This window comes from Arenibacter sp. ARW7G5Y1 (genome assembly GCF_003201775.1).
Classification (GTDB): Bacteria; Bacteroidota; Bacteroidia; order Flavobacteriales; family Flavobacteriaceae; genus Arenibacter.
The window spans coordinates 62,923-65,129 of sequence record NZ_QJJZ01000022.1 but is presented as its reverse complement, the minus strand read 5'-3'; the positions used below and the strand labels follow the sequence as shown (position 1 = coordinate 65,129).

Genomic DNA, 2,207 nt, shown 5'->3' with positions numbered 1-2,207 from the left:
GAGATTCTAACGATTATGAAATCAAGTTCAATAAATCAATATAAGATAACCGACAGAACCATCATATTAAAATAACGATTGATTTGTGATTTACGTTAAAGCCGGTTGTCGCCCAAATATGAAAAAACAAACACGCTGTGCCTATTAAATAAAAACAAACAATAAAAAAGAGGACAAAGTTCAACCCGCAAAAGTATAAAGCTTTATCCCCTTGGTATGATTATAGTTAATTGAACATTTCAACCAACTAATAATACACAAATTTATGAAAATTAAACTTACTAACACCAGTTTTCAAAATAGAAAACGACTTTTAATGCACTATCCGACAAGGGAAGGAACTTCAAGAAAGGAACTGCTGTACTTCAATACTGGAAAATATAATTGAGCAGTGTTTGGGCCACCAATTAATTACCTTGCAACCAATCAAGATTCTTACGGCCTAAATTGGTAGTTTTTAATTCGTTATATACATTTAGTTGTGATACTTAAATGAATTTAGATTCGTTAAAATCCCAGTAAACATAATAGCAGAGAAGTGTTTTAGCATTTTTTGATTTGAATTGGGTAATGATTTATATTTTCCTTATAAAAATCTGTTTATCAAGTAAATATGCGATTTTAATAATTAGTGATTTAGATTAAATCGGTATGAAAATTCATTTTAATACTTAAACGCTTCAGTACTAATTCACATTAATTAATCAAATCATGAAAAACTTATTTCTCCTAATATTCCTTATACAATTTATACCTAATTCATTATCACAAACAAACCCTAACTACGATGAAACGAAAGTACCGTTATTTAATCTGCCAAACGCCCTAACCACTTTCGATGGCAAAGAAATTAAAAGCACCCAAGAATGGATGGAAATCCGTAGACCAGAAATATTTCATTTTTTTAAAAACCAAGTTTATGGCAAGGTACCCGGAAAATTGGATATCTCGAGTATAAAGATTTTAGAAGGTGACGACAACACCCTAGACGGGAGGGCTATACGGAGACAGGTAAAGCTCACGTTTAATCACCAAGGCATGTCTCTTAGTTTTGTAATTTTGATATATCTCCCTAAACATGTTGACAAGTCTCCTATTTATTTGAAATATAACTTTTTCGGTAACCATACCATTTCCACCGATCCAAATATTATCGTACCAACCGCCTGGACAAGAATTTCCACATCTCTTGGCATATCAGCCCATTTACCATCAGAGTCCACCCGTGGAGTACAGTCCAACAGTTGGCCTATAAGAAAGCTTATTGATGCTGGCTACGGGATTGCGACTATCTACTGTGGGGAGGTTGCGCCCGACAGGAATGATTTCGACGATGGTGTTCATGCACTCTTTTATAAGGAAGGACAGAAAAATCCAAAAACGGATGAATGGGGGAAAATTGCGGCTTGGGCATGGGGCTATAGCCGTGCGATGGATTATCTGGAGAAGGAAGATGATATCGATGCTTCCAGCGTAATAGTCTTTGGACATTCCCGTTTGGGAAAGGCGGCTTTATGGGCGGGGGCCACTGACTCTAGGTTTGCAGGGGTAATCTCCAACAATTCGGGATGTGGTGGCGCTGCATTATCCAAAAGGAAATTCGGGGAAACTATTGCGGCAATCAATGATTCCTTTCCTGCTTGGTTTTGCAATAATTTTAAAAATTACAACAATAAAGAAGAAGACTTACCTGTAGATCAGCATGAACTTTTGGGATTGATCGCACCTAGACCACTTTATGTAGCCAGTGCTCTAGATGATCAATGGGCCGATCCCAAGGGTGAATTTCTTTCCGCTTATTATGCTTCCCATGTGTATAAACTATATGAGAAAATTGGAATTGAATCTAAAGTTTTGCCAAAACCCAATACTCCGATTGGAAGTGTGGTTTCCTACCATATCAGAACTGGAAAACACGATGTTACCGATTACGATTGGAATCAATATATCAAATGGGCGGATAAGTGGGTAAAATAAAATTCTTAGGGAAGGCAGTTAATCATTTAAAATTATCTGGACGCACCAAAGGTTGGTCATCGTATACCAATGTTCACCAAAAAGAATTGGAAAGTCACTTTCGGGATTAAGCCGAATTAAGTATATAACTCAATATATTTCTAATAAATCCAAGTGTATAAGAATAATTTACAAATAGAGATTATATTTAAAAAACATTATAAAGACTTATGCCTTATTGCGTACAATTA

At 35.7% G+C, this 2,207-nt stretch carries 1 protein-coding gene; it reads left to right on the top strand.

What is annotated here, in order from left to right; all coding sequences use genetic code 11:
• Positions 1–711 precede the first annotated feature (711 nt).
• Positions 712–1,977, top strand: a complete 1,266-nt coding sequence (locus C7972_RS21685) for a S9 family peptidase (protein WP_110358265.1) — start codon at positions 712–714, stop codon at positions 1,975–1,977.
• Positions 1,978–2,207 lie beyond the last annotated feature (230 nt).

What these genes read in the sequence shown, in the direction of transcription:
- C7972_RS21685 (WP_110358265.1), top strand. Translation starts at nt 712, where the DNA reads ATGAAAAACTTATTTCTCCTAATATTCCTTATACAATTTATACCTAAT.